The 25,161-nt window shown below is 70.5% G+C and carries 23 protein-coding genes and 1 tRNA gene; 9 read left to right on the top strand and 15 right to left on the bottom strand.

Annotated features, from left to right (window positions below):
• Positions 1–2 precede the first annotated feature (2 nt).
• The 6 genes from ACZ45E_RS18850 to ACZ45E_RS18875 are packed head-to-tail and all read right to left on the bottom strand — an operon-like array spanning position 3 to position 5,307.
• Complete coding sequence (locus ACZ45E_RS18850; RefSeq protein ID WP_468222039.1) at positions 3–440, bottom strand: hypothetical protein; 438 nt, start codon at positions 438–440, stop codon at positions 3–5.
• 11 nt (positions 441–451) lie between these two features.
• Positions 452–1,888: a purine-cytosine permease family protein gene (locus ACZ45E_RS18855; protein WP_468222041.1), complete on the bottom strand. Its 1,437-nt coding sequence runs from the start codon at positions 1,886–1,888 to the stop codon at positions 452–454.
• 10 nt (positions 1,889–1,898) lie between these two features.
• Positions 1,899–2,837 (bottom strand): ABC transporter substrate-binding protein, encoded by a 939-nt coding sequence (locus tag ACZ45E_RS18860; protein ID WP_468222042.1) that lies wholly within the window; start codon positions 2,835–2,837, stop codon positions 1,899–1,901.
• Positions 2,838–2,848: 11 nt separating this feature from the next.
• Positions 2,849–3,526, bottom strand: a complete 678-nt coding sequence (locus ACZ45E_RS18865) for an ABC transporter permease (protein WP_468222043.1) — start codon at positions 3,524–3,526, stop codon at positions 2,849–2,851.
• Between the two features lie 6 nt (positions 3,527–3,532).
• Positions 3,533–4,177 carry an ABC transporter permease gene (locus ACZ45E_RS18870; protein ID WP_468222044.1) on the bottom strand — a complete coding sequence of 215 codons (645 nt, stop codon included), beginning with the start codon at positions 4,175–4,177 and terminating at the stop codon, positions 3,533–3,535.
• Entirely contained in the window at positions 4,174–5,307 is a 1,134-nt protein-coding gene (locus tag ACZ45E_RS18875) for an ABC transporter ATP-binding protein (RefSeq protein WP_468222045.1), read from the bottom strand. Before ACZ45E_RS18875 ends, ACZ45E_RS18870 begins: the two co-directional genes overlap by 4 nt.
• A 181-nt stretch (positions 5,308–5,488) precedes the next feature.
• Between ACZ45E_RS18875 and ACZ45E_RS18880 the strand changes: the two genes are divergently transcribed.
• Entirely contained in the window at positions 5,489–6,976 is a 1,488-nt protein-coding gene (locus tag ACZ45E_RS18880) for an aromatic amino acid ammonia-lyase (protein ID WP_468222046.1), read from the top strand.
• Between the two features lie 91 nt (positions 6,977–7,067).
• On the opposite strand, the gene ACZ45E_RS18885 is transcribed toward ACZ45E_RS18880, so the two are convergent.
• Genes ACZ45E_RS18885 through ACZ45E_RS18900 form a run of 4 tightly spaced genes read right to left on the bottom strand, consistent with a single transcriptional unit; the run spans position 7,068 to position 9,910 of the window.
• Complete coding sequence (locus tag ACZ45E_RS18885) at positions 7,068–7,580, bottom strand: hypothetical protein (RefSeq protein WP_468222048.1); 513 nt, start codon at positions 7,578–7,580, stop codon at positions 7,068–7,070.
• Between the two features lie 52 nt (positions 7,581–7,632).
• On the bottom strand, positions 7,633–8,130 hold the full coding sequence (locus ACZ45E_RS18890) for a hypothetical protein (RefSeq protein WP_468222049.1): 498 nt from the start codon (positions 8,128–8,130) through the stop codon (positions 7,633–7,635).
• Positions 8,131–8,154: 24 nt separating this feature from the next.
• On the bottom strand, positions 8,155–9,486 hold the full coding sequence (locus ACZ45E_RS18895; protein WP_468222050.1) for a hypothetical protein: 1,332 nt from the start codon (positions 9,484–9,486) through the stop codon (positions 8,155–8,157).
• A gap of 13 nt (positions 9,487–9,499) precedes the next feature.
• Complete coding sequence (locus ACZ45E_RS18900) at positions 9,500–9,910, bottom strand: hypothetical protein (RefSeq protein WP_468222051.1); 411 nt, start codon at positions 9,908–9,910, stop codon at positions 9,500–9,502.
• Positions 9,911–10,063: 153 nt separating this feature from the next.
• Here ACZ45E_RS18900 and ACZ45E_RS18905 point away from each other — a divergent pair, with 153 nt between their 5' ends.
• Positions 10,064–10,927: a MurR/RpiR family transcriptional regulator gene (locus tag ACZ45E_RS18905; protein ID WP_468222053.1), complete on the top strand. Its 864-nt coding sequence runs from the start codon at positions 10,064–10,066 to the stop codon at positions 10,925–10,927.
• Between the two features lie 406 nt (positions 10,928–11,333).
• Positions 11,334–12,908, top strand: coding sequence for a recombinase family protein (locus tag ACZ45E_RS18910; RefSeq protein WP_468222054.1), 1,575 nt, complete (start codon positions 11,334–11,336; stop codon positions 12,906–12,908).
• A 77-nt stretch (positions 12,909–12,985) separates the two neighbouring features.
• Here ACZ45E_RS18910 and ACZ45E_RS18915 read toward each other — a convergent pair whose 3' ends face one another.
• Entirely contained in the window at positions 12,986–14,371 is a 1,386-nt protein-coding gene (locus ACZ45E_RS18915; protein WP_468222055.1) for a cystathionine beta-synthase, read from the bottom strand.
• 139 nt (positions 14,372–14,510) lie between these two features.
• On the opposite strand from ACZ45E_RS18915, the gene ACZ45E_RS18920 reads away from it, so the two are divergent.
• The 3 genes from ACZ45E_RS18920 (at position 14,511) to ACZ45E_RS18930 (ending at position 17,974) form a co-directional block, all read left to right on the top strand.
• Entirely contained in the window at positions 14,511–15,542 is a 1,032-nt protein-coding gene (locus ACZ45E_RS18920) for an SGNH/GDSL hydrolase family protein (RefSeq protein WP_468222056.1), read from the top strand.
• 148 nt (positions 15,543–15,690) lie between these two features.
• Positions 15,691–16,911 carry an acetyl-CoA C-acetyltransferase gene (locus ACZ45E_RS18925; RefSeq protein ID WP_468222057.1) on the top strand — a complete coding sequence of 407 codons (1,221 nt, stop codon included), beginning with the start codon at positions 15,691–15,693 and terminating at the stop codon, positions 16,909–16,911.
• A 244-nt stretch (positions 16,912–17,155) separates the two neighbouring features.
• On the top strand, positions 17,156–17,974 hold the full coding sequence (locus ACZ45E_RS18930) for a hypothetical protein (RefSeq protein WP_468222327.1): 819 nt from the start codon (positions 17,156–17,158) through the stop codon (positions 17,972–17,974).
• Between the two features lie 34 nt (positions 17,975–18,008).
• Here the strand turns inward: ACZ45E_RS18930 and ACZ45E_RS18935 are convergent, their stop codons facing one another.
• Positions 18,009–18,320, bottom strand: coding sequence for a hypothetical protein (locus ACZ45E_RS18935; protein WP_468222058.1), 312 nt, complete (start codon positions 18,318–18,320; stop codon positions 18,009–18,011).
• Between the two features lie 87 nt (positions 18,321–18,407).
• Here ACZ45E_RS18935 and ACZ45E_RS18940 point away from each other — a divergent pair, with 87 nt between their 5' ends.
• Positions 18,408–18,638, top strand: coding sequence for a DUF4287 domain-containing protein (locus ACZ45E_RS18940; RefSeq protein WP_394431452.1), 231 nt, complete (start codon positions 18,408–18,410; stop codon positions 18,636–18,638).
• Between the two features lie 111 nt (positions 18,639–18,749).
• Here ACZ45E_RS18940 and ACZ45E_RS18945 read toward each other — a convergent pair whose 3' ends face one another.
• The 3 genes from ACZ45E_RS18945 to ACZ45E_RS18955 all read right to left on the bottom strand — a co-directional run bounded on the left by ACZ45E_RS18945 (position 18,750) and on the right by ACZ45E_RS18955 (position 21,249).
• Positions 18,750–19,646, bottom strand: a complete 897-nt coding sequence (locus ACZ45E_RS18945) for a Bax inhibitor-1/YccA family protein (RefSeq protein ID WP_468222059.1) — start codon at positions 19,644–19,646, stop codon at positions 18,750–18,752.
• A 145-nt stretch (positions 19,647–19,791) separates the two neighbouring features.
• The gene (locus tag ACZ45E_RS18950; protein WP_468222060.1) at positions 19,792–20,967 is read right to left on the bottom strand and encodes a 4-hydroxybenzoate 3-monooxygenase; all 1,176 of its coding nucleotides are present in this window, start codon (positions 20,965–20,967) and stop codon (positions 19,792–19,794) included.
• Positions 20,968–21,166: 199 nt separating this feature from the next.
• Positions 21,167–21,249: transfer RNA gene (locus tag ACZ45E_RS18955), tRNA-Leu, on the bottom strand.
• A gap of 388 nt (positions 21,250–21,637) precedes the next feature.
• Here ACZ45E_RS18955 and ACZ45E_RS18960 point away from each other — a divergent pair.
• Positions 21,638–22,408, top strand: coding sequence for an ABC transporter ATP-binding protein (locus ACZ45E_RS18960; RefSeq protein ID WP_468222061.1), 771 nt, complete (start codon positions 21,638–21,640; stop codon positions 22,406–22,408).
• A 66-nt stretch (positions 22,409–22,474) separates the two neighbouring features.
• On the top strand, positions 22,475–25,015 hold the full coding sequence (locus ACZ45E_RS18965) for an ABC transporter permease (RefSeq protein ID WP_468222062.1): 2,541 nt from the start codon (positions 22,475–22,477) through the stop codon (positions 25,013–25,015).
• Positions 25,016–25,161: the final 146 nt, after the last annotated feature.

Genomic DNA, 25,161 nt, shown 5'->3' on the forward strand with positions numbered 1-25,161 from the left:
CCCTACTCCTCCCACGCGGAGTCGCGCCGCTCCCGCCGCTTCTCCCCGTACCGCGGGATCCAGACCCCGGCGTGCAGGGCGTTCACGCCGACGATGCCGGCCCAGGCGATCAGCAGGCCGGGCAGGTGGGCGTTGAGGACGGCGATCGCGGACAGCGGGATCGCGAGGACGAGGGTGACGACGGCGAAGCCGAAGCGTTCGCCCCAGCCGTCGCCTGAGGCGCGGCCGGCGCGGGAGTCGCGGGCGACGACCATCTGCTGCTCGGCCAGCTGCCTGCGCACCCGTCGCTCCACGGAGGAGTCAAGACGCTGTTCGACCTTGTCGAGGAACGAGTCGACGAGCGCGGTCTCGTACTCTTCACCGAGTTCCCTGCGGGCGTGCAGGGTGGCGTCGAGTTCCTTCTTGAGTTCGGCGTCACGTGCCTGTTCGCGGGCTTCCATACCCGTTCACGTTACGGAGCCGGAGCCCGCGGGACAGTGGGGTTAACCCCCCTCTTGTCAGAGGGCCGAACCAGGATCGTCGTCTGCGGCACGTGCGAGGTGTCGCGCCGGGCCAGCAGCCAGTACAGGGCGGCCGGGACGAGAAGCCCCACGATCCACGACACGTCCGCGCCGCCCAGTGGGCCGACGAGCGGGCCCGTGTAGAAGGAGGTGGCCAGGAACGGGAACTGGGCGACGAGCCCGATCCCGTAGACGGCGAGGGCGTCCCATCGCCAGGCGCCGTAGCGGCCGGCCGGGTCGGCGAGGGCCGGGATGTCGTAGCGCTCGCGGGAGATCAGGTAGTAGTCGACGAGGTTGATGGCGCTCCACGGCGTGAAGAACGTCAGCAGGAACAGCAGGAAGTCCTTGAAGGACGACAGGAAGCTGTCCTTGCCCGCGAGGGCGACGGCCGTGCCCGCGACCATGATGATCGCGATGTAGACGGCCCGGCCGCGCTGCGACAGGACGCGCTGCCCGCGGAAGCCGCTGACGCCGGTCACCATCGACATGAAGCCGCCGTAGGTGTTGAGGACGTTGATGGTGAGCTTGCCGAGCGCGATCACGAAGTAGAAGAACGACGCGGCCAGGCCCGTGCCGCCGAGCGAGACGACGTAGCCGACCTGGTTGTCGAGGAACGCGCCGCCCGAGCTCGCCGCGACCAGTACGCCGAACGTCATCGACCACTGCGAGCCGATCGCCGAGCCGGAGAGCGTCCACCAGAACGTGGCCTTGGCGCTGGTGGTACGCGGCAGATAGCGCGAGTAGTCGGCGACGTACGGGCCGAACGCGAGCTGCCACGACGCCGAGAGCGACACGGCGAGCAGGAACATCGGCAGCGAGAAGTGGGCGTCGCCCAGCAGGTCGCCGAGGTCGACACGGTCCAGGAGGCGCGCGCCCAGGTAGACGAAGGCGAGCGCGCAGACGACGCTCGCGACGCGGCCGAGGACGTGGATGACGCGGTAGCCGACGGCCGCCGTGACGGCCGTGACGAGCGCGAAGACGATGATGCCGGTCGTGTCGTTCGTGTGGGTCAGTTCGGCGGTCGCCTGCCCGGCGAGGACGCTGCCGCTCGCGAAGAAACCGACGTACATGAGGATCACGAGGAGCAGCGGCACGACGGCGCCCTTGACCCCGAACTGCGCCCGGGACTGGATCATCTGGGGCAGTCCGAGCTTCGGCCCCTGCGCCGAGTGCAGTGCCATGACGGCGCCGCCGAGCAGGTTGCCGAGGACGAGCCCGGCCAGCGACCAGACCACGTCGCCGCCGAAGACGACCGCGAGCGCGCCGGTGACGACGGCGGTGATCTGGAGGTTCGCGCCGAGCCAGAGCGTGAACTGGTTAACGGCGCGGCCGTGGCGCGCGCTGTCGGGGACGACGTCGATGGAGTGCTTCTCCACTACCGCTGCCATGCGATGACCTCTACTTCTTCTTCGTCAGTCCGTGGCGGCGCGCGTAGTCGGCGGCGACGTCCTCGGGGTCCTTCTTGTCCTTGTCGACGAGCCGGTTCAGCTCGGTCAGCTGCTCGGTGGTGAGGACGTTGCCGAGCCGGGCGAGCGCCTTGCGGACGGTCGAGTCGGCCTTGCGGTCGGCGATCAGCGGGACGACGTGCTGGCCGGGGACGAGGTTCTTGGGGTCGGTGAGGACGACCCAGTGGTTGGCGGCGATGTCGGTGTCGGTGGTGAAGAGGTTCGCCACGTCGACGTCGCCCTTCTTCAGGGCGCCCTTGACCAGCGGGCCCGAGGAGTCGAGGGACTTGAACTCCTTGAACTCGACGCCGTACACGTCCTTCAGGCCGACGGCGCCGACCTGCCGCTTCTTGACCTCGGGGGCGGCGCCGACGACGAGCTTCCCGTTGTGCTCCGCGAGATCCGCGAGGGACTTGAGGTGGTACTTGTCGGCGGTCTCCCGGGTCACGACGAACGCGTCCGAGTCCTCCGCCATCCCGTACGGCAGGATCTGCAGGCCCGCGGGGAGGGCCATGGCGAGGGCGTTCTGCATCTCGCCCTCCTCGGTGGCGGCCGACTTGGTGTCGAGGTAGTGCAGCAGGGCGCCCTGGTACTCGGGGAGCAGGTCGATGTCGCCGCCCTTGAGGGCGGGGATGAGGATCTCGCGGGTGCCGAGGTTGGGCCGCACGGTCGTCTTGACGCCGGCCGCTCCGAGGACGGCGGCGTAGAGGTACCCGAGGACCTGGTTCTCGGTGAAGTTGGCGGTGCCGATGGTGACGCCGCCCTTGCTTGAGCCACCGCCGGAGCCGCCCGAGCCACCCCCGTCGAGCGAGGTGATGCCGCTGGAACAGGCGGCGACGGCGGGCACGGAGGCCGCGGCGAACAGGCCGCCGAGGAGAGTACGTCGGTTCATCTGGGGTTCTCCTAGGCGGACTTGAGGGAGGCGGGGCGGTGGCGGAAGAGGAGGCGCTGGAGGCCGGAGAGCGCGAGGTCCAGGGCGACGGCGACGACCGCGACGAGGACGGCGCCGCCGAGCACCTGCACGAGGTCGCGCTGGGCGAGCCCGTCGAAGACGTAGCGGCCGAGCCCGCCGAAGGAGACGTACGCGGCGATCGTGGCGGTCGCGACGACCTGGATCAGCGCGAGCCGCAGCCCGGTCATGATCAGCGGCAGCGCGAGCGGCAGCTCGACCTGGAACAGCACCTGGTGGGCGCGCATGCCCTGCCCGCGCGCGGCATCCCGCACCTCCGGGTCGACGGCGGTCATCCCGGCGTACGTGTTGGTGACGATGGACGGCACGGCGAGCGCGACGAGGGCGATGTAGACGGGCCACATCGACAGCCCGCTGGCCAGGAAGACGAGGACGACGAGTCCGACGGTCGGCAGGGCGCGGCCGAAGGACGACAGGTTGATGGCGACGAAGGCGCCGCGGCCGGTGTGCCCGATGAGCAGGCCGACGGGGAGCGCGATGACGGCGGCGACGAGCGTGGCGATCAGCGAGTACTGGAGGTGCTCGGCGAGCCGGTGCCCGATGCCGTCGGGCCCGGTCCACTGCTCGCCGCTGACCAGCCAGGAGCCGAGGTTCTTGAAGAGTTCGTACATGGCGGCTCAGGCCTTCCTGGTCCGGGTCCACGGCGTGAGCAGCCGCTGCACGACGACGAGCAGCGCGTCCGCGACGAGCGCGAGCAGGAGTGTGAGGACGACGCCGACGATGACGGGCGTCGGGAAGTTCCGCTGGAACCCGTCGGTGAACAGCTGGCCGAGGCCGCCGTCGCCGATGTAGGTGGCCACGGAGACGAGGGAGATGGACATGACGGTGGCGATCCGCACCCCCGCCATGATCACGGGGAGGGCGAGCGGCAGTTCGACGGTGAGCAGGGTGCGCAGCGGCCTCGTGCCCATGGCCTTCGCGGCTTCCTTGGTCTTGTGCGGTACGGAGTCGAGCCCTTCGACGGTGTTCCGCAGGAGGACGACGAGGGTGTAGATCGTGAGGCCGATGACGGTGGTGGTGCGGGTGAGCCCGGAGACGGGCAGCAGCAGCACGAAGACGGCGATGGACGGGATGGTGAACAGGACGTTCGACATCCCGAGGAGGAAGCCGCGCAGGGGCCGGACCCGGTGGGCGAGGACGGCCAGCGGCAGGGATATCAGCAGGCCGAGCAGGACGGCGGTGAGGGCGGCCTGGAGGTGGGAGAGGGTGAGGGTGGTGAGGTCGGACCCGTGGGAGCCGATCCATTGCCAGTCGATGGTCATACGGCGCCCTCTTCGGCCTCGCGCTCTGATCCGGCGGAATCCAGCCCCTCCGGCGATTGAGGAGCGGGGTCCGGGGCGGAGCCCCGTGACGGTGCGCCCGACAGGGCCGAGGCGTGAGCGGCGCCGGCCCCCGCGTGGATGTCGTCCCGGGACGAAACCCCGGTGAACACCCCGTCCGCGTCGACCCGGGCCACCATCCCCACGGGCGACGCGACGGACTCGTTCAGCGCGGACAACAGCGAATCCGTATCGCGCAACGGCCGGACGGGAAGCTCGTCCCCGGTGTCCCGCACCCGCCAGCACAGAGGCTTACGGGCGGCATCCAGCACCAGTTCCCACGCCCCCCCGTCCGGCAACGGCGCCCGCGCCACACCCCCCAGCACGCTCAGCGACAGCAGCTTGAGACCCCGCTCGGCCCCGAGGAAGTCCGCCACGAACGCGTCGGCGGGCCGGGCCAGAAGCTCCGCGGGAGCCGCGCACTGCACCAGATGCCCGCCCTCGCGGAACACGGCTATCCGGTCGCCGAGCCGCACCGCCTCGTCGATGTCGTGCGTGACGAAGACGATGGTCTTGTTCAGCTCCTTCTGGAGCCGCAGCAGTTCGTCCTGGAGCTGGCTGCGCACGACCGGGTCGACGGCCCCGAACGGTTCGTCCATGAGCAGCACCGGCGGATCCGCGGCGAGCGCCCGGGCGACGCCGACGCGCTGCTGCTGCCCGCCGGAGAGCTGGTGCGGGTAGCGCTTGCCCATCTCGGCGGCGAGTCCGACCCGTTCGAGGAGTTCACCGGCGGCGGCGCGGGCCTTCTTGCGGCCCCAGCCGAGCAGCAGCGGTACGGTCGCGACGTTGTCGAGGACGGTGCGGTGCGGGAAGAGGCCGGCCTGCTGGATGACGTAGCCGATGGAGCGCCGCAGTTCGGCGGCGTCCTGGTCGAGGACGTCGCGCCCGCCGACCCGGATGGTCCCGGAGGTCGGGTCGACCATCCGGTTGATCATCCGGAGGCTGGTGGTCTTGCCGCAGCCGGAGGAGCCGACGAAGACGGTCACGCCCCCTTCGGGCATGGAGAGCGAGAGGTCATGGACCGCCGTCGTGCCGTTCGGGAACCGCTTGTGGACCGCTTCGAACTGGATCATGGAGCGCCTCTGGAGTCCTCTTGCCTGGTCTGCATATCGTCATGCAGAGTTCTTGGTGCGTGAATAACTTGTCAATGCCCGCGCGTGAATCACCGGTGAATCCCCCCGGGCTGCCCGAAATGTGAGACGCGACCGCCCTCCCCAGGGCGGCGGGTAACGGTTCGAGGAGGAACAGCGCGTGATGCCCCCTATGGTGCGCCCGACGGAGACGGCACCGCCCCCGGTCGTCGTGCTCGACGGCCACGGCCTCCCGGTCGGCGACGTGGTCCGCCTCGCCGGCGCGAGCGCCCGCCCCGTCCCCGGCACCGAAGCCATGAAACGCGTCGAGGAGTCCTGGAACGCGGCCCGCGAGATCGCCGCGTGGGGCCGCGTCTACGGCCGCTCCACCGGCGTCGGCGCCAACCGCAGCGAGGACGTGCCCACCGAGGCCGCCGCCGACCACGGACTGCGCCTGCTGCGCAGCCACGCGGGCGCGATCGGCGCCGAACTCCCCGAGCGTGAGGTCCGCGCGATGCTCGCGGTCCGGGCCAACCAGCTGCTCGCGGGCGGTGCGGGCCTGCGCCCCACCGTCGTGACGGCCCTGTGCGAGGCGCTGGAGAACGGCGCGCACCCGGCGGTCAACGAACACGGCTCGGTCGGCACCGGCGACATCGCCGCGCTCGCCCAGATGGGCCTGGCCCTGGCGGGCGAACACCCGTGGCGCGGCAAGGGCACGGCGCCGGCCGCGCAGCCCCTCGACAACAACGACGCCCTGGCCCTGATCTCCAGCAACGCCCTCACCCTCGGCCAGTCGGCGCTCGCCCTGCACGAACTGCGCGGCCTGCTCACGGCGACCCAGCTCGTCGCGGCCCTCAGCCTGCTGGCGGTCGACGGCAGCTACGAGGCCTACGCGCTCCCGGTCCACGAGGCCCGCCGCCACCACGGCTCCTACGAGGTCGCGGCCCGGATGCGCGAGATCCTCGGCGCCCCCGACCGACCCACCCCGCCGCTCGGCCGCATCCAGGACCCGTACGGCTTCCGCTGCGTACCGCAGATCCACGGCCCGGCGCAGGACGCGGCGGACGCCCTCGAAGCCGTCCTCACCGTCGAGATCAACGCGGCCGCGGAGAACCCGCTGATCTGCCCGGAGGACATGACGGCGTACCACCACGGCGGTTTCTACATGGCGCAACTCGCCCTGGCCCTCGACCACTTCAGACTCTCTGTCACCCAGGTCGCCCGGCTCTCGACCTCCCGCCTCTCCACCCTCAACGAGCCCTCCTACACCCGCCTGCGCCCGTTCCTCGCCGACGGCGAACCCGGCGCGTCCGGCGTGATGATCCTGGAGTACGCCGCCGGAGCCGCGCTCGGCGACCTCCGCGCCTTCGCCGCCCCCGCCTCGCTCGGCCACGCGGTCCTCTCCCGCGGCGTCGAGGAACAGGCCAGCTTCGCGTCCCTTGCCGCCCGCCAGACCCTGCGCCTGTGCGCGGCCTACCGCCAGGTCGTGGGGTGCGAACTGGTCGCGGCGGTCCGGGCCCTGCGCCTGCGCGACCACCGCCCCGACCCGGACCTGCCAGTGGGCCGCGCCTTCGAACTGGCCGACGCGACCCTGGAACCGGACCTGAAGGACCGCCCACTCACGGGGGACGTGGAACGAGCCGCAGCGCTGCTTGACCGTTTCACGGAGTAGCCAACTACCCCTGCCTGCCCGGCAATTGAGCAACGGCCCCTTGTAGTTCCGTCCTGGGGCCTGGGCCTCCCGGCGGTAGCACCAGACCGGTTCAGAGCTTGCCGAAGAGGAGGCCGCGCCAGCCCCAGCCCGTCTGGAGCGCGGCTTCGCGCAGGGGACGGCGCAGGTCCGACGCATCGAAGTGGAAGTCCTCGGTGGCCTGCAGGCGCCCGCCCTTATCGCGCTCGATGCTCCACTGCCGGGTCACGGTGCGGTCCGGACCACGGGAGTACTCGGTCGACATCTGCAACCGCGGAGGATTCCCCACCCACTCGAGCTCCCACTGCTCCTCCAGGGCGCGCACCTCATGGTTCTCCTGGTCCAGGCGCATCCGGATCCGCACCGCGTGCGTCACCTGGGTCCGGGAGAAGAAGGTCTGCCAGGCCGGCTCCGCGATCCGCCACTGAGCCACCAGGTCGGCGCCGTCGCCGTCGCCGTTCTGGATGACGTACGGGACGTCGTCCGTGTTGAGGGCGAGCAGAGCCGCGCGCACCTCGTCGGCCGACCCCGGGGCGACTCCACTGTCGGGGCGCCTGCTCCCGGTCACCTTGTCGAAGAGTCCCATGACGTCAGCCTATGGGGATGCGGTTGCTGGGAGCAAGGCGCCTCCGCTCCAGCTAGGTCGCGGCATCCGTGTCCGCCTGGACCGTGGCCACGAACTCCTGAAAATCGCCCACCACCGTGGGGAATTGCGCCGCGGTGGACGTCAGGATGAATCGGGTCACCGCCCGCTTGCTCGGGTCAGCGACGTCCAGCATGGCCAGGTACACCTGCGACTGCACCAGCTCGCGGGGCACGCCCCCGGCCACGGCGGAGATCTCCAGGGTCTGCGACAGACCGGGGGCCTCGGCCGAGCCGACCTGCTGTCGGTCGACGACCTCCACCGCCGTCACGGCCTGCCGCAGGTTCCGGACGGACTCGTCGGCGATCTGAGCGAGCGTCGCCTCGTCCGGCCGGTACTCGCCGTCAAGGGTGATGTTCGCCGTGAACCCCGAGTCCGGATACGGGTGCAGCGCGACGAAGGCCGTCCCCGGGGCGCCGACCGCGTCCGGCGCCGCGGCCTGCCAGCCCTCCGGCAACTTGAACGTGATCGGCACGGGAAGGGACGTGCGCATCTCAGGTGCTCCTTACTGCATGCATCAGAACATGCCGCCGACAGCGTGCCCGAATGAGCTAGCGCCATGCCCGATAGCGCCCACGAGATCGCCGGCGGTATCGGTGACCTTCCCCGGATCGACGGTGAACTCCACGCCCAGACCTCCGCCGAGTACGGGGGAGACACCGGCCTTGGCCTTGACCTTCCACACGCCCTGCTCGTTCTTGCCGACGTCAAGATTGGCCTCGATGCCCGGGCCCGCGTAGCCCTCGGCGGTCACACCCGCGCCGATGCCGCCCAGGTCGGCGCCCCCGGTGATGCCGCCCTTCGCGCCGGCGAACGCCTCGCCGCCGACGTGGAAGCCATCCTTGCCCACGTCGATACCGGCGGTCGCCTCGGCTCCCGCCTTCGCCTCGGCGCGGCTGTAGACGCCGACGGGTCCGGCGTAGGCGCTGCCCTTGGCCGAGGCCTCGCCGCCCAGGAAAGCACTGGCCTCACCGTTGAGGCCCTCGTTGGTGATGCCACCGCCGATCGAGCCCTTGACACCCGCGTACGCCTCGGCCTCACCGGACAGCTGCATCGGGTCGTTCGTGAGCGTCCCCTCGGCCGCAGCCTTGCCGAGTTCGGCGTGCGCCTCGGCCTCGCCCAGCTTGCCGCCGCCGACGTCAGGACCGGTGGCCGAGTGGTCGGCGTCCGGGCCCGTGGCATCCGCATCGCCGTCGGCGACCCAGCCGCCGTCCTTCTTCGTTTTGGGGTCGGGCTTGCCGGCCTTCGCGAGGTCACCATTCGCGTGCGCGTTGAACCCGCCGAAGCCGGATCCGTCCGTCTGCGCGTCGGAGGTGGCCCGCGCCAGCGCCCGCTTCACACTCTGGTCGCAGTCGTCAACGGCGTTGACTGCCTTGGCGACGGCGTCGGTGAAGCCCTGCGCCATCTTGGTGGCGTCGGCCACGAGCGAGGGATAGTCCGGGTCGTGGTGGAGCGCGTACCTCTCCTGCTCGGTCATCTTCTCGAAGCCGACGTAGGTGACCTTGCCGGCGGAGTCGACCTTGTAGTCCTTCTTCTCCGCATCGTCGACGATGTCCTTGACCGCTTTTTGCAGCCTGGTCAACTCGGTGTGCGCGTCGTTGAGAAGGCTCGCTACCGCATGCGCCTCCGACTTCGCGGCGCCGTACTCGAAGGAAGTGGCCTCGGCGTTCTGCTGCTGGGCGCCGTAGGCGAGCCCCTGCCAGTTGCCGTTGCCGAGCACGCCTTGGACGTGCTTCTCGTAGTCCGTCTGCAACTCCCCGAAGCGGTCGCCCATCTTCTTCCACACCGTGGACACGTCCACGAACGAGGAGAGATCGGCGGTCACCACGTCCTGGTACGTCAACGTCATCGCCCGGCCGCCGTCACATTCCGTCGAAGCTGCTGGGCGGACGCACCGCGTTCGCCTGACCGCCGACACCGAAGTCCGTACTCTGGTACACGTTCTTCGTCCCGTGCAGCGCGTTCAGCTCCGTCCGCAGCCGGTCGAGCAGCCGGTTCGACGAGCTCTGCCAGGCGTCGAGCGCGCTCGACAACCCGTCGCTGGAAGCCCAGCCGGACAGAGCCTCGAGGCCACTGTCCTGCTTGATCAGCGGACTCATCGGCGGCGCCGGGGCGAGCAAGGGCGGGCGCACCTGGCCACCGCCCGCGGCCATGTCCCCGGCCGACTTCGTGTGCGGAAGGAGTACCTCCTCCAGGTACTTCGCCGCCTTCTTCTTGTCGGCGGGCGAACTGGCCAGCGTCTGGCCATCGCCTCCCGTAATGCCGGAACCCACGCGCACTCCCCCTTGCCCAGCCGTCACACGACGCGAAAGAGGACCCTACCGGTGGCGCGATCACCTAGGAGCCCTTGGCGCCCTCCGCTCGGCTGAATAGACTCATGCACAATAATGCCCCTCTGAATGGGCCATCGGGGAGAACGGGGAGACATGAACGACCGCACGGACAGCAGCGGTGCGCATGGTCGGGGCCCCGCCGCCCGCCTCCAGCACCTCTTCGAGGGCCACCGCCTCACCCCCACCCAACGCCGCATCGCCCACTGCATGGTGCGCAGGGCCGCCGACGTGCCGTTCCTCTCCTCCGTGGAGCTGGCCGAACTCGCCGGGGTCAGCCAGCCCTCCGTGACCCGCTTCGCCGTCGCCCTCGGCTTCGACGGCTACCCGGCGCTGCGCAAGCACCTGCGCGAAGTGGCCCCCGCCGAACCGAGCGCCGTCACCGAGGCCAACGAGTACCAGCAGGCCGTCGAGGCCGAGATCGCCAACCTCCGCCACCTGGCCGACCTCCTCGCCGACCCGGAACCCGTCGAACGCGCGGGCCGGCTCCTCGCCGCGTCCCAGCCCCTCCTGGTCCTCGGACTGCGCGCGGCGGCCTCCCAGGCCTACGGGTTCTCGTACTTCGCGGCCAAGGTCCACCCCGACGTCCGCCTCCTCGACGAGGGCGGCACCATGCTCGCGGACCGCATCGACGCGGCCGTCCGCGCCGGCGCCACGACCCTGCTCTGCTTCGCCCTGCCCCGCCACCCGCGCGAGGTCGTCGACACCCTCGCCTACGCCAAGTCGGCGGGCCTGACGGTGGTCACCGTGGCCGACTCGGCGTTCGCCCCCGTCGCCGCCCACTCCGACCTGCTCCTGCCCGCCGCCGTCGGCACGGGCCTCGCCTTCGACACGGCCTGCGCGCCGATGCTGCTGGGCCGCGTACTCCTGGAAGCGATGTGCGACGGCCTGCCGGAGGCCCAGGCCCGCCTCGAAGAGTTCGACGTACGGGCGGCAGAACGCGGCCTCTTCGTGGAGTAGACGACGCAACGAGAAGGGCGCGGGGACCGCCGCACCCCCTGTTACGGGGGGCGGGACGACGGCGGTCCCCGCGAGGGACGCGGCACCGAGTCAGGACCAGGTGCCACGCCCAGGGCGTCCATGGAGATCCGGGAGCCGCTCCGGAGATTCCTCGACGCCGCTTGTCGTCGTCCGAGGCGGGGAGCCGCTCCCGCCCCCTCCGACACCCACCAATGTGCCGGACCCGTGTTAAGCGGGTGCTGCGTGCACGTGACGCGCTCGTACCAGTTCGGCGACGTCCCTCTCCTGCTTCCCCCAGCACACGGTCCCTCGTTCGCATGAATCGATCGGCCATCCACATACGCGCGTAGACGTCGAAGACCACAGTCGGCCACGCCCCTACGTCGTCGCATGCAAGGAACCCACCGTGCCCGGATGGTCTCGCAGCTACCTCAATCCCTCACTCGTCACGGCACTCGACGAAGGCCACACTTTCGATCAGTGGCTCGACGGCAGAGTTCCGGGCATCGACTACGCACGGATCACAGCCGACCAGAGCACCCGGTCGGCCGTCCTCGCCAAAGGACGTGCACCGGGCACGGGAGTACGGCACCAGCACGAGGAGAACAGCGAGACGGCCGACGAGTTCGGCGTGGCCATCGTCAAGTTCCACGAGGACAACGGGGTCGGAGCGACCCACCCCGACGTCCCACGCCCGTCCTTCGGCCAGGCCATCCACGCACTGCACTGCCGCAGCACCCCCGAAGGCTTTCCGGTGCGCGCACTTGTCGCGACAGAGCAGGAGCGGGTCTGGCGTCTCCCCGAGGACTTCGACCGGCTGCACCGCGCCCTGACCGTGACCGACGACGGCCTCTTCATCGCCCGCCAGGCCGTCCACGACCTCCGCCCGACCGGCCGCCCGTCATCGAGCGACGCGAACTGCGACGAGGTCCGCCGCACCAGCGAGCGCATCGGACGGCACGTCCATCGCCGCGCACTGGACGGCGGCACGCCCGGTGGCCGCAGGCGCTTCGGCTGGCTCCCGCCCGATCCCCGCTCCGGTCGCAAGATGAACATGCGCCGGGACCCCGATGAGTGGCCGCTCCTGCGCGAGATGGTCGAGAGCGCGCTGCGAGGACAAGGGTGGAACGCGATCGCTCGTGATCTGAACAGCCGCGGTGTCCGTACGGCGGCCGGAAACACCTGGAGTGGTGCCACTGTCCGGCAGGCACTGACCAACCCCGTGCTGTGCGGGTACCGCTTTCTGCACGGCGAATTGGTCACCGACCCGGCCACCGGCCGTCCTGTCATGGGTACGTGGGACACCGTCGCCACCGCGGACGAATGGCGTGCCCTCGTGGACATCTCACAGCGCAACGGCGCGCAGCGGGGAACCCGGCTGTCCAACGGCAGCAAGTCGCCCGGGGCGCCGCCCGAACCCCTGCGCAAGTACCTGTTCAGCGGCTATCTCCGGTGTGGCGCCGCCAAGAACGGGCATCCCTGTCGCTCCCGCATGGGCGGTTGCGCCAGACCGACGGCGCAGGACCCGGACAACGCGGTGTACACCTGCGCCGCGATGGACTGCGGCGGCAGCGCGCGCAGCGCACGGGCCGTGGACGCCTACCTCTCGGACGTCGTGCTGGAGCTCCTCGCCGAGCGCACCGCCGTCCCGCCCGCACCTCGCACCGACTGGGAGGGGCAGGCGCTGCTTGAACACCTGGTACGGGAGCGCCATCTGCTCGGCCGGGCCTGCGCGGACGAGGGCGGTTCGGCCGTGGTCACCGATCTCTCCCGCCGGATCTCCGGCCTCGAAGCGGCCCGCGCCGAACGGCTGGCGGACGAGAGGGCACGCCGACCCGGCAGGGATCCCGTTCAGTGGCCCGCCATGAGCCTTCTCGAGCGACGCGCGGCCATCGCCGACGTGATCGACTCGGTGATCGTCATGCCGCTGCGGCCGGTACTTCACGGCGCGCGCCGTTCGACCCGGGGCTGTTGCGAGTGATCCCGAAACAGCCCTCGGGGAGCTAGGTCAGGCGTGCGGCCCCGGCGCCGTCACCGGCTGCGGGGCCGCACCGAGGATCACTTGCCGTCGCCCGCCATGTAGGCCAGCAGGTCCTGACGGCTGACCACACCGGTCGGCTTGCCCTCGACCAGCACGATCGCGGCGTCCGCCGTGCCGAGCACGGCCATCAGGCCGGCGACCGGCTCGCCGGAGCCGACCTGCGGCAGCGGTGCGGACATGTGCTTCTCCAGCGGGTCGAGCAGCGCGGCCCGCTTCGTGAACAGCGCGTCCAGCAGTTCCCGCTCGACGACGGAGCCGACGACCTCGGCGGCCATCACGTCAGGATGTCCCGCGCCACGCTTCACCACCGGCATCTGGCTGACCCCGTACTCGCGCAGCACCTCGATGGCCTCGCCGACCGTCTCCTCCGGGTGCATGTGGATGAGACCGGGGATGGTCTCCTCTTTGTGGCTCAGTACGTCGAGCACCCGGCCGGCCTCGGCGGGATCCTCCAGGAAGCCGTACGAGGACAGCCACTCATCGTTGAAGATCTTGCTGAGGTACCCGCGCCCGCTGTCCGGCAGCAGCACCACCACGATGTCGTCCGGGCCGAGCCGCTCCGCGACCCGCAGGGCCGCGACGACCGCCATGCCGCAGGAGCCGCCGACCAGGAGGCCCTCCTCCTTGGCGAGCCGGCGCGTCATCTGGAACGAGTCCTTGTCGGACACGGCGACGATCTCGTCGGCGACGTCACGGTCGTAGGCGGACGGCCAGAAGTCCTCACCGACGCCCTCGACGAGGTAGGGGCGCCCGGAGCCGCCCGAGTAGACCGAGCCCTCCGGGTCGGCGCCGACGACCTGGACGCGGCCTTCGCTGACGTCCTTGAGGTAGCGGCCCGTCCCGGAGATGGTGCCGCCGGTCCCCACGCCCGTCACGAAGTGCGTGATCCGCCCCTCCGTCTGCTCCCACAGCTCGGGGCCGGTCGAGTGGTAGTGGGAGAGCGGGTTGTTCGGGTTGCTGTACTGGTCCGGCTTCCAGGCGCCCGGCACCTCCCGGACCAGCCGGTCGGACACGTTGTAGTACGAGTCCGGGTGCTCGGGGTCGACGGCGGTCGGGCAGACCACGACCTCGGCGCCGTACGCGCGCAGCACATTGATCTTGTCGGTCGAGACCTTGTCGGGGCACACGAAGATGCACTTGTACCCCTTCTGCTGCGCGACGATCGCGAGCCCGACACCCGTGTTGCCGCTGGTGGGCTCCACGATCGTGCCGCCGGGCCGGAGCTCCCCGCTCTGCTCCGCCGCCTCGATCATGCGCAGCGCGATGCGGTCCTTCACGGAACCGCCGGGGTTGAAGTACTCGACCTTGGCCAGGACGGTCGCCCGTAGCCCTTCGGTCACCTTGTTGAGCCTCAGCAGCGGGGTGTTGCCGACGAGGCTGATCATCGAGTCGTGGATCTGCACGTTGTCTCCGGGTCTCCTACAGAGGGTTGCGGTCAGGGTATGCCGCACATCGGCTCTTCATCTGCCGTTGCGATTGGCCGACGGTGATTACGGGGCAAGCACTTCATGAGCCGTAAAAGAGAAGAGGTGGCCGCGGAACATGTCGAGCAGGGCAAGGGTGGCACGGCGGATCGCCGCGGGAGCGGCATACGGCGGCGGCGGGATCGGGCTGCTCGGCGCGGCCGCGGTGGGAGTGGTGCTGGCCGAGGTGCAGTTCGCGCGGCGCCAGGTGGGCAATCACGGGGCCGCGCCGGTCCATCTCCCCTCGGCCGACGGGCTGTACGGCAGCTCGTACGGGGAGTCGGGCGTGGAGCCGGTGCGGTTCGCGGTGCTGGGTGATTCCACGGCGGCCGGGCAGGGCGTGCACCGGGCGCGGCAGACGCCGGGCGCGCTGCTGGCGTCGGGGCTCTCGGCCGTGGCGGAGCGCGCGGTGCAGCTGCGCAATGTGGCGCTGCCGGGGGCGATGTCGGACGATCTGGACCGTCAGGTGGCGCTGATCCTCGCGGATCCGGACTGGCAGCCGGACGTCTGCGTCATCATGATCGGCGCGAACGACGTCACGCACCGCATTCCCGCCACGAACTCCGTACGCCATCTGTCGGCGGCGGTGCGCAGGCTGCGCACGGCGGGCGCCGAGGTGGTGGTCGGCACGTGTCCGGACCTGGGTTCGGTCGAGCCGGTGCAGCAGCCGTTGCGCTGGCTGGCCCGGCGGGCCTCGCGGCAGCTGGCGGCGGCGCAGACCATCGGCACGGTGGAGCAGGGCGGGCGGACGGTGTCGCTGGGCGATCTGCTGGGGCCCGAGTTCTCGGCGAACCCGCGCGAGCTGTTCGGCCCGGACAACTACCACCCGTCGGCGGAGGGGTACCAGACGGCGGCGATGGCCGTGCTGCCGACGTTGTGCGCGGCGCTGGGTCTGTGGCCGGACGAGGAGCGTCCGGACGTCTCCCGTGCCGAGGGCTTCCTGCCGGTGGCCCGTGCGGCGGCGCAGGCGGCGGCGGAGGGCGGTACGGAGGTGACGGCGGCGATGCCGACCGGGCCGCGGGGTCCCTGGGCGCTGCTGAAGCGGCGTCGGCGGCGGCGCACGCCGACGCAGGATCCGAGCCCCGCGAAGTTCAGCTCCTCGGAGGTCTGAGACGCCCGGATCCCGGTGTCGCCCAGACCCCTGAGCAAGCGCTTAGAAAAATGCGTCAGGGGTCACACGGCCACACCGGTGACCAACGGGATACGTACGGGTAACTTCCCAAGCGGTCCTGCTTTCGCCAGCCACCCCTGGAGCCGTCATGCCCGAAGCCGTAATCGTCTCAGCCGCCCGCTCCCCCATCGGCCGCGCGTTCAAGGGCTCTCTGAAGGATCTGCGCGCCGACGACCTGACCGCGACGATCATCCAGACCGCCCTCGCGAAGGTCCCCGAGCTGGACCCGCGCGACATCGACGACCTGATGCTCGGCTGTGGTCTGCCCGGCGGCGAGCAGGGCAACAACCTGGGCCGCATCGTGGCCGTGCAGATGGGCATGGACCATCTCCCCGGCTGCACCGTCACCCGCTACTGCTCGTCGTCGCTCCAGACGACGCGCATGGCCCTGCACGCCATCAAGGCGGGCGAGGGCGACGTCTTCGTCTCGGCGGGCGTCGAGATGGTGTCGCGTTTCGCCAAGGGGAACTCCGACTCTCTGCCGGACACCCGCAACCCGTTCTTCGCCGAGGCCGAGGCCCGCACCGCGGCCGTCGCGCAGCAGGAGGGCACCTCCTGGCACGACCCGCGCGAGGACGGCCTGGTGCCGGACGCGTACATCGCGATGGGTCAGACCGCCGAGAACCTGGCGCGCCTGAAGGGCATCACCCGCGAGGACATGGACGCCTTCGGTGTGCGCTCGCAGAACCGCGCCGAGGAAGCCATCAAGAACGGCTTCTGGGAGCGGGAGATCACCCCGGTCACGACCCCCGACGGGACCGTCGTGAGCAAGGACGACGGCCCCCGCGCCGGCGTGACCCTGGAGGGTGTCGCGGGCCTCAAGCCCGTCTTCCGCCCCGACGGCCTGGTCACGGCGGGCAACTGCTGCCCGCTGAACGACGGCGCCGCCGCGCTCGTGATCATGTCCGACACCAAGGCGCGTGAGCTGGGCCTGACCCCGCTCGCCCGCGTCGTCTCGACCGGCGTCTCCGGCCTCTCCCCCGAGATCATGGGCCTGGGCCCGGTGGAGGCCAGCAAGCAGGCGCTGCAGCGGGCCGGGCTCGGTGTCGGCGACATCGACCTGTTCGAGATCAACGAGGCGTTCGCGGCGCAGGTCATCCCGTCCGCCCGGGAGCTCGGCATCGACGAGGACAAGCTGAACGTCAACGGTGGTGCCATCGCCGTGGGCCACCCCTTCGGCATGACCGGCGCCCGCATCACCGGCACGCTGATCAACAGCCTCCAGTTCCACGACAAGCAGTTCGGCCTGGAGACCATGTGTGTCGGCGGTGGTCAGGGCATGGCGATGGTGATCGAGCGCCTCAGCTGAGCCCGGCTGACCGGAAACCGGCTATGCAATCGTGATCCAATCTCCCCCAGGATGTGACGTGCATCTCGGGGGAGAAGCATTTTCGCAGGTCAGGCCCGTACCCGGCCTATATGGGGCCTAAACGCCGGACCAAAAGACCTGTCCAATTCGTGACGTAATGCACTGACAGCTGGTTCGTCCAGGCTTCAAGCTGATGTAGGAAGTCGGGGGTCGACTTGAAACCGGGAGTACGTCAGTGAGCGCCATCCCTCTTGCATTGCTGCTCGCCACGGCCGCTGCCACAGCCGTCGGCGCCACCACCCTGCACAACGTCCGGGGTCTGCGACGGCAGATCGCGGAGCTGCGCGAGGAGGTGGCACGCGGCCGCGCCACCGGCGCGCACCCCGGCGTGCCCGCCGCGCGCACCGCCTCCGCCGACACCGACGCCATACGGGTCGCCGTCGCCGACGCCCTCGCCGAGGAGCGGGAGCGCGAGCTGGCGGAGGCGCGGGCGTTCTGGGCGGCGCAGGAGGCGCGCGACTCCTCGGACCTGCCGCCCTTCCTGACCGGCGGCAGCGCGCTGAGCGAGGAGTTCTTCCTGCCGCGGCAGGCCGATTTCGCGGGCCTCGAACCGCTGGTCGAGTCGGCCCTGGAGCCGGAGGACGAGTTCTCCCCCAAGGACTCCGTCCAGGGAGGCACCCCCAGCGAGTCGCCCGAGCTGGCGGCGGCCCGGCGCCGGCACCCCTCGCACCCGGATTTCGTCCCGGTCCAGTCGCCGGTCAGCAGCGACCACGAGCGCACGGTGGCCTGTCTGGAGGAGCTGGCGCACACCCGTACGGCACTCTCCGACGTGCGTCCTGGCCCGCTCGGCACGCTCGACGTCTACGTCTTCGCCGACGGTACGACGCTCTGCATGACCCCGGGCCACCGCGAGACCGCGGAACAGCTCGCGGCGGCGCTGCGCGACGGTGAGACCCCGGTCCTGCTCGGCGGCTCCGGCGTCTCCGGCGCGTACGCCCTGACCTTCGAGTGCGCTGGTGCCAACGTCTACATCCTGGCGGACCGGGTCATAGCCTCGGCCTGATCCGGCCCGACGCCGACGTGCGGGCCCGGCCGGTTCAGACCCCGGCCCGCTTCGTGGCCGTCTCGACGAGGTCGACGGCCGCCGCCAGTTCGTCCGCCTCCCGCAGCGCGACCGCCAGGTCCCGCGCGGCGACGGTCACCTGGTCCGCGGCGGCGAACATCCCGGCATCCGGCATCTCCCGCACCGCCGCCCCCGGATCCTCCAACCGCTGGGCGCGCGCGGACAGTTCCCTGGCCAGCGTCAGGGCCTCCGCGGCGGCTCCCCGCTGCAGCCGGCTCTGCGGAGCGGCCCGCAGCCGGTCCGCGAACCGGTCCACCGCGGCGGTCAATGGCGTCGTATCAAGCACTCCGCGACTGTAGCTGTTTACAAGGGGGCGGCGCTCAGGCACGGTGGCGTGAAGGACAGGCCACATCGAAGCGTTCCGGAGGCGCCGATGTCCCAAGTGTTCTACGCGGAGACCCACCGCAATCTGCTGGCTCGCATCCCCCACTGCACCGGTCGTGAGGTATCCGACTGGTTGCGCACCGTCGAAGAAGGCCCTTGCTTCCTTCGCTTCGAAGAGAAGGTCAGCTGGCTCCGCGGGGAGCACGACCTCGCGTACGGCCATGCCAAGGCGATCATCCACGAGTACGACCTGAGGCGCGCCGCACGACGGTTCGGCTAGCTGCCCACGACTCTCCCGATCCCCACGATCCGACATCCCCCGCACACGAACGGCAAGGGGCCCGCGCACCCGAAGGTGCGCGGGCCCCTGACGTGCGGGGACGGTCGCCCGCTAGTCGTTGCCCTGGAGGATCGCGATGAGGCGCAGGAACTCCATGTAGATCCAGACCAGCGTCATGGTCAGACCGAAGGCGGCGAGCCACGCCTCTTCCTTCGGGGCGCCGTACGCGATGCCGTCCTCGACCTGCTTGAAGTCCAGGGCGAGGAAGCAGGCACCGAGCAGGATGCCGATGACACCGAAGAGGATGCCGAGGCCACCGCTGCGGAAGCCCAGGCCGTCACCGCCGCCGAAGACCGAGAACAGCAGGTTCACGGCCATCAGCAGGATGAAGCCCATCGCGGCGGCCATGACGAAGCCGTAGAAGCGACGGTTGACGCGGATCCAGCCCGCCTTGTAGGCGATGAGGACGGCCGCGAAGACCGCCATCGTGCCGAGCACGGCCTGCATGGCCGCGCCCTCCGCGATGCGGTTGTCGACGACGCTCGACAGCACGCCGAGGAAGACGCCCTCCAGCGCCGCGTACGCCAGGATCAGCGGCGGGGACGCCTTGCGCTTGAACGCCTGGACGAAGCCGAGCACCATCGCGACGAGGCCGGAGCCGATCGCGATGCCGTACGACGTCGTGATGTGGGCGTCGTCGACCGGCAGCAGCGCCCAGGCGAGCGCGGCGGTGACGATCAGCAGACCGAGGGTGGTGGCCGTGCGCATGATGACGTCGTCCATCGTCATGCGGCCGGTGGTGGCGGGCGCCTGCGGAGCGCCGTACTGCAGGTCCTGCTGGGCGTAGGGGTTCTGCGCGTACGGGTTGCCGGCGGGCGCCTGGCCGTACGGGTTGGCCTGCGTCCCGACCGCGGGGCCCCCGGCCTGCGGCTGCCGCGCGTCGAACTGCGCGTAGCCGTTGTCGCGGCTGAACCCCCGTCGCGAGAAGACCGGGTTGCTGCTCCTCATTTCACTCCTCCATGGCCACCGTGTATGGCCTTGCCACAAGAGTAATGGTCTGGCAAAGATCCGGCCCTAGTGCTCAGGGAGGATCTTTCCCGTCCTGTTACCGGCAACGTGCGGAGTACTCCCTGTGTTCCGCCCGAGGGGCCGCTCAGAGGGGAAATCCGGTGTACGCCTCCGCGAGATCGGCCTCCGCGGCCCTCGACGTGGTCAGGCGGTCGAGCCGGGCCCGCTGGATCCGGTCGTCGAAGGCGCTCGCGCCGGGCGCGCTGTGCAGCATGGCCGTCATCGCGTACGAGAAGCTCTCGGCCTGCCAGACGCGCCGCAGGCAGGTCTCGGAGTAGGCGTCGAGGAGTGCGGTGTCGCCCTTCTCCTGGTGCGCGGTGAGGGCGCGGGCGAAGGTGACGACGTCGCCGACGGCCAGGTTGAGGCCCTTGGCGCCGGTCGGCGGGACGATGTGCGCCGCGTCGCCCGCGAGGAAGAGCCGGCCGTGCCGCATCGGCTCGTGGACGTGGCTGCGCATGGGCGTGACCGATTTGGCCGTGATCGGGCCGCGCGCGAGCCGCCAGCCCGGGTCGTCGACCTCCAGGCGGCGGTCGAGCTCGTCCCAGATCTCCTCGTCGGCCCAGTCCTCGGCGTTCGTGCCCTCGGGGACCTGCAGGTACGCGCGCGTGACCGAGGGCGAGCGCATGGAGAGCAGGGCGAAACCGCGGTCGCTGCGGGCGTAGACCAGCTCGTCGTGGGAGGGGGCGACGTCGGCGAGGATGCCGAGCCAGCCGAAGGGGTACGTGCGCTCGTACGTCCGGGAGAGCGCCTGGGGTATCGCGGTGCGGGCCACGCCCCAGAACCCGTCGCAGCCCACGACGTACTCGCACTCCAGGACGGACTCGCGGCCCTCGTGGCGGTAGCGGACGCGGGGGCTGCCGCTCTCCGCGTCCTCGACGGCGAGGGCCTCCGCCTCGAACAGCAGCGGTCCCCCGTCGGCGAGCTGGGCGGCGATGAGGTCCTTGCAGACCTCGGTCTGCGCGTAGACCATCACCGACCGGCCGCCGGTCAGGGCCGGGAAGTCGACGCGGTGGCGGCGCCGGTCGAAGCGGAGCTCGATGCCGTCGTGCGGCAGGCCCTCGCGGTCCATGCGTGCGCCGACGCCCGCGGCGCGCAGTACGTCGACCGTGCCCTGCTCCAGGATTCCGGCGCGCTGGCGCCGCTCGACGTACTCCCGGTCGCGGCTCTCCAGGACGACCGATCCGATCCCGGCGTTGTGCAGCAGTCTGGCCAGCAGCAGTCCGGCCGGGCCCGCTCCGATGATCCCGACGGTGGTGCGCATACGGATCCCTCTCGCTCCCGTGCGTTCGCCTGGTGAACTTTCGTTCATTCAAGGCTCGTGCGGATCCTCCGCCCCCGTCGCGCGGGTGTCAATGGTTCCGCGGGCATGACGATGCGCCCCGCGCGCGCGAGCAGGCGCGAGGAAGTGAAGGGAAACGAGGGAAAAGTGGGTACGAGGGAGCGAAGAAGTGAATCGGAGGTGCCCGGAACCGGACTTGAACCGGTACGCCCGCGAAGGGCAGCGAGGTTTAAGCTCGCCGTGTCTGCATTCCACCATCCGGGCAGGCTGTGCGGCTCCGCGTCGACCTTCCGAGCCTATCCGGCGGCATCCCCCGGTCAGCGGAACATCAGCCCGATGTTGTCTTATTTTATTGACGTCTGAGGGTGCATCAGCACACGGCAGTAGCCATACGCACTTGCCGGAGGCCTTTACAGGTCAGGCCTCCGGTTTCTACGGATTGACGGGATTTCACCTGCCGTCACGGGCCGGACCGAGCGCTTGCGTGCCAGAGCCACCCGTCAGGGTCCCTTGTCATCCCCAGGTATGACGCAAGCCGCCCCCGTCCGACCGGAGTCGCCCCCAGGAACGGGAACTGCGGCTGACTTCACGGGCCGCGGCGGCGGAGACGATGGAACGGTCCCCAGCAGTCGTCCCGACAGGAGCCCCACCCGTGACCACCACCCCCCTCGCCGGCCGGACCACCACAGCGGCGGCCCGCGCCACGGAGCTCTCCAAGGTCTACGGGCAGGGCGAGACCCAGGTGGTCGCGCTGGACCGGGTCTCCATCGAGTTCCGGCAGGCCGAGTTCACCGCGATCATGGGCCCGTCCGGCTCCGGCAAGTCGACGCTGATGCACTGCGTGGCCGGGCTCGACTCCTTCTCCTCCGGCTCGGTCCGCATCGGCGAGACCGAGCTGGGCTCCCTCAAGGACAAGCAGCTCACCAAGTTGCGCCGGGACAAGATCGGTTTCATCTTCCAGGCGTTCAACCTGCTGCCGACGCTGACCGCCCTGGAGAACATCACGCTCCCCATGGACATCGCGGGCCGCAAGGCCGACAAGCAGTGGCTGGAGAACGTGATCCAGATGGTGGGCCTCTCGGACCGCCTCCGCCACCGGCCCTCGCAGCTCTCCGGCGGCCAGCAGCAGCGCGTGGCGGTGGCCCGCGCCCTGGCCTCACGGCCCGACATCATCTTCGGCGACGAGCCCACCGGGAACCTGGACTCCCGCTCCGGCGCGGAGGTCCTCGGCTTCCTGCGCAACTCCGTACGGGAACTGGGCCAGACCGTCGTCATGGTCACCCACGACCCGGTGGCGGCGGCCTACGCGGACCGGGTCGTGTTCCTGGCCGACGGACGCATCGTGGACGAGATGTACGAGCCGACGGCCGACACCGTCCTCGACCGCATGAAGCGCTTCGACGCGAAGGGCCGCACCAGCTGACCCGGTGCCCCGCCGGACCCCGCTCCTTCGCAGCCCCGCCGAACCACACCTGGACTGAGTAGACCCATGTTCCGAACAGCCCTGCGCAACGTCTTCGCGCACAAGGCCCGCCTCCTGATGACGGTGCTCGCCGTCATGCTCGGCGTCGCCTTCGTCTCCGGCACCCTCGTCTTCACCAACACCATCTCCTCCGCCCTGGAGAAATCCTCGTCCAAGGGGTTCGACCAGGTCGACGTCGCCCTCAGCCCCGGCTACACGGAGGCGAAGGGCGACAAGGTCGGCAAGGAGGTCGAGCTGACCGACGCCACCCTGAAGAAGGCGAGCGGCGTGCCGGGCGCCGCCTCCGCGTACGGCGTGGTGAGCGGGTACGCCGGCGTCGCCGACCAGGACGGCAAGCTCGTCGGCAGCGGCTTCTCCACCAAGGGCGCCAACTACTGGGGCACCGAGAAGAACCCCGACGCGCGCTACCCCCTCGAAGCGGGCACCGCCCCGCACGGCGAGAACCAGGTCGCGCTGGACTCCGAGACCGCCAAGCGCGCCGGGTACAAGGTCGGTGACCAGGTACGCATGTCGATCGACGGGCCGGTCCTGACCCCGACCGTCACCGGCATCTTCACCACCGACGACGGGAACGTCGCGGCGGGCGGCTCCCTCGCCCTCTTCGACACGGCGACCGCGCAGCGGCTCTTCCACAAGCCGGGCGCCTACGACGAGATCGACGTACGGGCCGCGGCCGGCACCAGCCAGGACGAGCTGCGGGCCGAACTCGACAAGGCGCTCGGCAAGGACACGGTCGAGACGCAGACCGGTCAGCAGCTCGCCGACGACCAGGCCGCGATCATCTCCCGGTCCATGAGCTCGATGAAGCAGCTCCTGCTGGGCTTCGCCGGTGTCGCGCTCTTCGTCGGCATCTTCATCATCGCCAACACCTTCACGATGCTCGTCGCCCAGCGCACCAAGGAACTGGCCCTGATGCGCGCCGTCGGCGCCTCCCGCCGCCAGATCACCCGCTCCGTGCTCCTCGAGGCGTTCGTCGTCGGCGCCGCCGCCGCCGTCACCGGCCTCGCCGTCGGCATCGGGATCGGCGCGGGCATGCGGGCCCTGATGAACTCGACGGACGCGATCATCCCGGCCGGGCCGCTGGTCGTCTCCCCCGGCACGGTCCTGTCCGCGCTGGTCGTCGGCGTCCTCATCACGATGCTGGCCGCCTGGCTGCCGGGCCGCCGCGCCGCGAAGATCCCGCCGGTCGCCGCGATGAACGCGGTGCACGCCGCCCCGACCACCAAGTCGCTGATCCTGCGCAACACCCTCGGCTCGCTCGTCTCGGCCGTCGGCACCGTCGCCGTGCTCGCCGCGACGACCATGAGCGGCGACTCGGGACAGGCCCCGATGGCGCTCGGCGCCGCGCTGCTCGTCATCGGCGTCTTCATCCTCACGCCGCTGCTCTCCCGCCCGCTGATCGCCGCCGCGGCCCCGCTGCTGCGCGCCTTCGGCATCTCCGGCAAGCTGGCCCGCCTGAACTCCGTGCGCAACCCGCGCCGCACCGCCGCCACCGCCTCGGCGCTGATGATCGGCCTGACCCTCATCACCGGCCTCACGGTCATCGCGGGCAGCGTCCAGAGCGGCATCAACAAGATGGCCGCCGACTCCCTCAAGGCCGACTACGTCGTCTCCATGGCGAACGGGAACGCGCTCTCCCCCGACGTCCTGAAGACCCTCGAAAAGACCCCGGGGACCACCGCCGTCAGCGGCATGACCAACTCCGAGTCGCGGATCGACGACGAGTCCGAGTACCTGACCGGCGTCAACGGCGCGACGATCGGGCGGCTCGCCGAACTCCCCATGGAGAACGGCGCGTTCACGATCGGCGGCACGAAGGTCGTCATCGACGACTCGACCGCGGAGGACCACCACTGGACGACCGGCTCGCACTTCACCGTCACCTATGAGGACGGCAGGAAGCAGGAGCTGAGCGTCGCGGGCGTCTACACGGCCAACGAGATGCTCAGCGGCATCATGGTCGACTCGACCACCCTCGCCCCGCACCTGACCGAGGCCGCCTCGGACATGCAGGTGTTGCTGAAGACGTCCGGCGGCGCATCCGACGCCACCAAGGAGAAGCTCACCAAGGCCCTCGGCGAGAACCCGGCCATCAAGATCCAGGACCGCCAGGACATCTCCAACGAGGTCGCCCAGACGTTCACGCTGATGCTGAACATGCTCTACGGGCTGCTCGCCATGGCGGTCATCGTGGCCGTGCTCGGCGTCGTCAACACCCTGGCGATGTCGGTCTTCGAGCGCCAGCAGGAGATCGGGATGCTCCGCGCGATCGGCCTCGACCGCAAGGCCGTCAAGCGGATGGTCCGCCTGGAGTCCCTGGTGATCTCGCTCTTCGGCGGCGTGCTCGGCATCGGCCTCGGCGTCTTCTTCGGCTGGGCCGCGGGTCAGCTCATCGGCAACGCCATGTCGACGTACGAACTGGTGATGCCCTGGACCCGGATGGGCGTCTTCCTCGCGCTCGCCGCGGTCGTCGGCATCCTGGCGGCCCTGTGGCCGGCCCGCCGCGCCGCCCGCCTGAACATGCTCGCCGCGATCAAGGCCGAGTAGAGGTCCGGGAGTTACGGGGCCGGGGGGGGGGGGGGGGGGAGAGGAACCAACCCCCCCCCCCCCCCCCCCAGGAGGGGGGGGGGGTTTTGATGAAGCAACCACCACAGAAACCCCCCCCAGCCCACCCCGTGGGTAGGTACCCACAA

Source organism: Streptomyces sp. NPDC030991 (assembly GCF_055571235.1).

Bases quoted from the DNA above. Each gene is read 5' to 3' on its own strand.
- ACZ45E_RS18965 (WP_468222062.1), top strand. From the start codon at position 22,475: ATGTTCCGAACAGCCCTGCGCAACGTCTTCGCGCACAAGGCCCGCCTC.
- ACZ45E_RS18855 (WP_468222041.1), bottom strand. From the start codon at position 1,888: ATGGCAGCGGTAGTGGAGAAGCACTCCATCGACGTCGTCCCCGACAGC.
- ACZ45E_RS18885 (WP_468222048.1), bottom strand. From the start codon at position 7,580: ATGGGACTCTTCGACAAGGTGACCGGGAGCAGGCGCCCCGACAGTGGA.
- ACZ45E_RS18850 (WP_468222039.1), bottom strand. From the start codon at position 440: ATGGAAGCCCGCGAACAGGCACGTGACGCCGAACTCAAGAAGGAACTC.
- ACZ45E_RS18875 (WP_468222045.1), bottom strand. From the start codon at position 5,307: ATGATCCAGTTCGAAGCGGTCCACAAGCGGTTCCCGAACGGCACGACG.
- ACZ45E_RS18860 (WP_468222042.1), bottom strand. From the start codon at position 2,837: ATGAACCGACGTACTCTCCTCGGCGGCCTGTTCGCCGCGGCCTCCGTG.
- ACZ45E_RS18920 (WP_468222056.1), top strand. From the start codon at position 14,511: ATGTCGAGCAGGGCAAGGGTGGCACGGCGGATCGCCGCGGGAGCGGCA.
- ACZ45E_RS18870 (WP_468222044.1), bottom strand. From the start codon at position 4,177: ATGACCATCGACTGGCAATGGATCGGCTCCCACGGGTCCGACCTCACC.
- ACZ45E_RS18880 (WP_468222046.1), top strand. From the start codon at position 5,489: ATGCCCCCTATGGTGCGCCCGACGGAGACGGCACCGCCCCCGGTCGTC.
- ACZ45E_RS18865 (WP_468222043.1), bottom strand. From the start codon at position 3,526: ATGTACGAACTCTTCAAGAACCTCGGCTCCTGGCTGGTCAGCGGCGAG.
- ACZ45E_RS18890 (WP_468222049.1), bottom strand. From the start codon at position 8,130: ATGCGCACGTCCCTTCCCGTGCCGATCACGTTCAAGTTGCCGGAGGGC.
- ACZ45E_RS18925 (WP_468222057.1), top strand. From the start codon at position 15,691: ATGCCCGAAGCCGTAATCGTCTCAGCCGCCCGCTCCCCCATCGGCCGC.
- ACZ45E_RS18940 (WP_394431452.1), top strand. From the start codon at position 18,408: ATGTCCCAAGTGTTCTACGCGGAGACCCACCGCAATCTGCTGGCTCGC.
- ACZ45E_RS18950 (WP_468222060.1), bottom strand. From the start codon at position 20,967: ATGCGCACCACCGTCGGGATCATCGGAGCGGGCCCGGCCGGACTGCTG.
- ACZ45E_RS18905 (WP_468222053.1), top strand. From the start codon at position 10,064: ATGAACGACCGCACGGACAGCAGCGGTGCGCATGGTCGGGGCCCCGCC.
- ACZ45E_RS18895 (WP_468222050.1), bottom strand. From the start codon at position 9,486: ATGACGTTGACGTACCAGGACGTGGTGACCGCCGATCTCTCCTCGTTC.
- ACZ45E_RS18945 (WP_468222059.1), bottom strand. From the start codon at position 19,646: ATGAGGAGCAGCAACCCGGTCTTCTCGCGACGGGGGTTCAGCCGCGAC.